The sequence below is a fragment of the Kitasatospora sp. NPDC058218 genome (assembly GCF_042882445.1).
GTDB lineage: Bacteria > Actinomycetota > Actinomycetes > Streptomycetales > Streptomycetaceae > Kitasatospora.
The window spans coordinates 1-5,238 of sequence record NZ_JBHVWC010000144.1 but is presented as its reverse complement, the minus strand read 5'-3'; the positions used below and the strand labels follow the sequence as shown (position 1 = coordinate 5,238).

The following is a 5,238-nucleotide window of genomic DNA, read 5'->3' as shown; positions in this document are numbered from 1 at the left end:
GTCAAGATCCGCGGCTACCGCATCGAACTCGGCGAAATCGAAGCCCGCCTGCGCGAACACCCCCACATCACCGACACCGTCGTCACCGTCCGCGAGAACACGAGCGGCGAGAAGACGCTGGTCGCGTACGTCCTGCCCACCGCCGGCACCGTGCTCGACACCCCGGCCCTGCGCGCCGAACTCGCCGACAAGCTCCCCGAGTACATGATCCCGACCGCCTACGTGGCGATCGACGCGATCCCGCTCACCGCCAACGGCAAGGTCGACACCCGCGCCCTGCCCGCGCCGGACCTGGACGCCTTCACCACCGGCGGCTACACCGCCCCCCGCACCCCCGTCGAGGAGCGCCTCGCCGCCATCTGGGCCGAGGTCCTGGGCCTGCCGCAGGTCGGTGTCGAGGACAGCTTCTTCGACCTCGGCGGCGACTCCATCCGCGCCGTCCGCCTCGTCGGCGCCCTGCGTGCCGCCGGCCACGACGTCACCATCCGCGACGTCTTCCAGCAGCGCACCATCGCCGCCATGGCCACCGCCCTCCCGGGCAACACCACCGGCGCCTCCCTGATCACCGCCGTCGAACCCTTCACCCAGATCTCGGACGACGACCGCACGGCCCTGCCCACCGACATCGTCGACGCCTACCCGCTCTCCCAGATCCAGACCGGCATGCTCGTCGAGCTGATGTCCGCCGAGAACGAGCACGTCTACCGGAACATCAACTCCTCGCGCATCCCGGACACCCGCCCCTTCGACGCCGCGGCCTTCCGCCGCGCCGCCGACATCGTGGTGGCCCGGCACGACATCCTGCGCACCTCGATGCACCTGGACGGCTACAGCCAGCCCCTCCAACTCGTCCACGCCACCGCCGAGATCCCGGTCGCGATCCACGATCTGCGCGGCCTGAGCCAGGCCGAGATCGCCGAGCAGGCCCGCGCCTACGTCGACCAGGAGAACCGCACGGGCTTCGTGCTGGCGTCCGCCCCGCTGATGCGGTTCGCGGCACACGTCGAGTCCGACCAGGCCTGGCGCCTGACGGTCAGCCACCTGCATGTGATCACCGACGGTTGGACCATCAACTCGCTGCTCATGGAGTTCCTCGGCACCTACCAGGCGCTGCGGGACGGCCTTGAGCCGGCTGCCTACGAGGTGCCGTCCGTCCGCTACGCCGACTACATCGCCGCCGAGCAGGACGCGCTCTCCGACCCCGCGGCCCAGGAGTTCTGGCAGCAGGTCGTCGACGCCCACAGCCCGCTGGTCCTGCCCGCCACCTGGGGCGGCGAGCCGGGCGAGCCCGTCGGGGTCCGGGTGCCGTTCGCGGACCTGGAGGACGGCCTGCGCAAGCTCGCCACCCAGGCGAAGACCTCGCTCAAGAGCGTCATGCTGGCCGCCCACCTCAAGGTGATGGGCAGCCTCACCTCGGAGACCGCCTTCCACACCGGCGTCGTCTACCACGGCCGCCTGGAGGCCCCCGGCTCCGACCGGGTGCTCGGCATGCACCTCAACACCCTGCCCTTCCCGACCACCCTCGGTGCCCGCACCTGGCGTGGGCTGGTCGAGCAGACCCACGCCACCGAGACCGCCATCTGGTCCCACCGCCGCTACCCGCTGCCCGCCATCCAGCGCGCCGCCGGGAACAGCAGCCTGATCAACGTCATGTTCGAGTTCCAGGACTTCCACCAGGTCGACACCGACGCGGTGGACGTCGAGGCCTCGCTCAACCAGGGCACCACGGAGTTCGCACTCAACGCAATCGCCAGCGGTGGCACCGTCCAGCTGGGCGGTTCCTCGGAGTTCATCACCGCGGAGAACCTGGAGCGGCTGGGCGCGATGTACCGGTCGGTGCTGGAGGCCATGGCCGCCGACGCCGACGGCGACGCACGCGCCGCCCACCTGCCGGCCGACGATCTCTCCCGACTGCTCGGCACCTGGAACACGACCGTCGAGCAGCCGGTGGAGGAGTGTGTCCACGAGCTGTTCGCCGCCCAGGCCGCCCGCACCCCGGACGCCATCGCCCTCACCAGCGGCGACCAGAGCCTCACCTACGCGGAGCTGGACGAGCGCGCCAACCGCATCGCCCACCACCTCATCTCCCTCGGCGCCGGCCCCGAGCGGATCATCGGCCTCTCCCTGGAACGCGGCCCCGACCTCATCCCCGCCCTGCTCGGCATCCTCAAGTCCGGCGCCGCCTACCTGCCCCTGGACCCGGCCAACCCCGCCGACCGCCTCGCCTACATGCTCACCGACGCCGGATCGCCGATCCTGCTCACCCACTCCGCCCTGGACGAGCTGGAGTTCACCGGCACCCGCGTCCTCATCGACACCGACCACGACAAGATCGCCACCCACCCGGCCACCGCCCCGGTCACCGACGTGCGCCCGGACAACCAGATCTACGTCATCTACACCTCAGGCTCCACCGGCCAGCCCAAGGGCGTCAGCCTCACCCACACCAACGTCGCCCGCCTGTTCACCGCCACCCGCGAACACATCACCTTCGCCCCGGACGACGTGTGGGCACTGTTCCACTCCTACGCCTTCGACGTCTCCGTCTTCGAGATGTGGGCAGCCCTCCTCCACGGCGCCCGCCTCGTCGTCGTCCCGTCGGTGGTCGCCCGCTCCCCCCAGGACATGGCCGACCTGCTCGTCCACGAGCAGATCAGCATGCTCTGCCAGACCCCCTCCGCGTTCCGGTCCCTGGCCACCACCCTCACCACCGAAGCCATCGACGCCCCCGCCCTGCGCGCCGTCGTCTTCGCCGGCGAACGCCTCGACGTCCCCGAACTCACCGACTGGACCCAGAAGTTCGGCTGGAACCACCCCACCCTGGTCAACATGTACGGCCCGACCGAGATCACCGTCTACGCCACCTTCCACCAGGTCACCCCCGCCGAACTCACCGGACCCCGCCGCAGCATCATCGGCCGCCACCTCACCGACCTCACCATCCACCTCCTCGACCAGAGCGGCCACCCGGTCCCCATCGGAGTCCCCGGCGAACTCCACGTCGGCGGCCCCGGCATCGCCCGCGGCTACCTCAACCGCCCCGAACTCACCGCCGACAAGTTCATCCCCAACCCCCACGGCCCCGCCGGCACCCGCCTCTACGCCACCGGCGACCTCGCCCGCTTCCTGCCCGACGGCACCATCGACTACCTCGGCCGCATCGACAACCAGATCAAACTCCGCGGCTACCGCATCGAACTCGGCGAGATCGAAACCGCCCTCAGCAGCCACGACCAGATCCTCCAGGCCGTGGCCACCGTCCGGGACGACACCCTGGTCGCCTACCTGGTGACCGACGGCAGCGACCTCGACATCACCGCCGTACGCCGCGAACTCGCCACCACACTGCCCGAGTACATGATCCCCGCCGCGTTCGTCACCCTGGACGCCATCCCCCTCAACAGCAGCGGCAAGACCGACCGCCGCGCCCTGCCCGCCCCCGACCTCGGCGCCTTCACCACCAACACCCACACCGCCCCCCGCACCCCCGTCGAGGAGCGCCTCGCCGCCATCTGGGCGGAGGTCCTGGGCCTGCCGCAGGTCGGTGTCGAGGACAGCTTCTTCGACCTCGGCGGCGACTCCATCCGCGCCGTCCGCCTCGTCGGCGCACTCCGTGCCGCCGGCTACGACGTCTCGGTCCGCGACGTCTTCGAACAGCGCACCATCGCCGCCATGGCCACCGCCCTGCCCGGCAACACCACCGGCGCGTCCCTGATCACCGCCGTCGAGCCCTTCGCCCTCATCGGCGACGACGACCGCACGGCCCTGCCCACCGACATCGTCGACGCCTACCCGCTCTCCCAGGCACAGACCGGCATCCTGGTGGAGGTCATGTCCTCGGTCGACCGTGCGGTCTACCACAACATCGACTCCTTCCGGCTGCCCGACCCGCAGCCGTTCGACGCCGAGGCCTTCCGCCACGCCGTCGACACGGTGGTCGCCCGGCACGACATCCTGCGCACCTCGATGCACCTGGACGGCTACAGCCAGCCCCTCCAGCTCGTCCACGCCGCCACCGAAGCCCCGGTGGCCGTGCACGACCTGCGCGGCCTGACCGAGACCGAGGTGGCGGAGCGTGCGCTCGCCTTCGCCGAGGAGGAGCGGGCCCGCGGCTTCGAGCTCGCGACGGCTCCGCTGCTGCGGATCGCCGCGCACATCGAGTCCGACCAGGCCTGGCGCCTGACCATCAGCCACAACCACGCCGTCAGTGACGGCTGGACGCTCAACTCGCTGCTGATGGAGCTCCTCGGCACCTACCAGGCGCTGCGGGACGGCCGCGAGCCGGCCGTCAACGAGCCGGTCCCGGTCCGGTACGCGGACTTCATCGCCGCCGAACAGAGCGCCCTCGCCGACCCGCAGACCCAGTCCTTCTGGCAGCAGGTCGTCGACGCCCACAGCCCGCTGGTCCTGCCCGCCACCTGGGGCGGCGAGCCGGGCGAGCCCGTCGGGGTCCGGGTGCCGTTCGCGGACCTGGAGGACGGCCTGCGCAAGCTCGCCACCCAGGCGAAGACCTCGCTCAAGAGCGTCATGCTGGCCGCCCACCTCAAGGTGATGGGCAGCCTCACATCGGAGACCGCCTTCCACACCGGCGTCGTCTACCACGGCCGCCTGGAGGCCCCCGGCTCCGACCGGGTGCTCGGCATGCACCTCAACACCCTGCCCTTCCCCGCCACCCGGGGCACCGCGACCTGGCGCGCACTGATCGAGCAGACCTACGCGACGGAGACCGCCATCTGGTCCCACCGCCGCTACCCGCTGCCCGCCATCCAGCGCGCCGCCGGCAACTCCCGCGACCTGATCACCGTGCTCTTCGACCACCACGACTTCCACCAGGTCGACACCGACTCCGTCGATGTCGAGGCGACCATGGCGGGCGGTTCGAACGAGTTCGCGCTGATGGCGATCCCGCAGGGCGGGCACTTCAACCTGAGCAGCTCGACGGAGTTCTTCACCGCGGAGAACCTGGAGCGCCTGGGCGCGATGTACCGGTCGGTGCTGGAGGCCATGGCCGCCGACGCCGACGGCGACGCACGCGCCGCCCACCTGCCGGCCGACGAACTCTCCCGACTGCTCGACACCTGGAACACGACCGTCGAGCAGCCGGTGGAGGAGTGCGTCCACGAGCTGTTCGCCGCCCAGGCCGCCCGCACCCCGGACGCCATCGCCCTCACCAGCGGCGAGTCCAACCTGACCTACGCGGAGCTGGACGAGCGCGCCAACCGCATCGCCCACCACCTC

General features: G+C 71.0%; 1 protein-coding gene. It reads left to right on the top strand.

The features are described 5' to 3' along the window. Positions 1-5,238 (top strand): amino acid adenylation domain-containing protein (locus ACFVYI_RS42170; protein WP_387895389.1); only part of this gene is annotated, 5,238 nt, incomplete at both ends.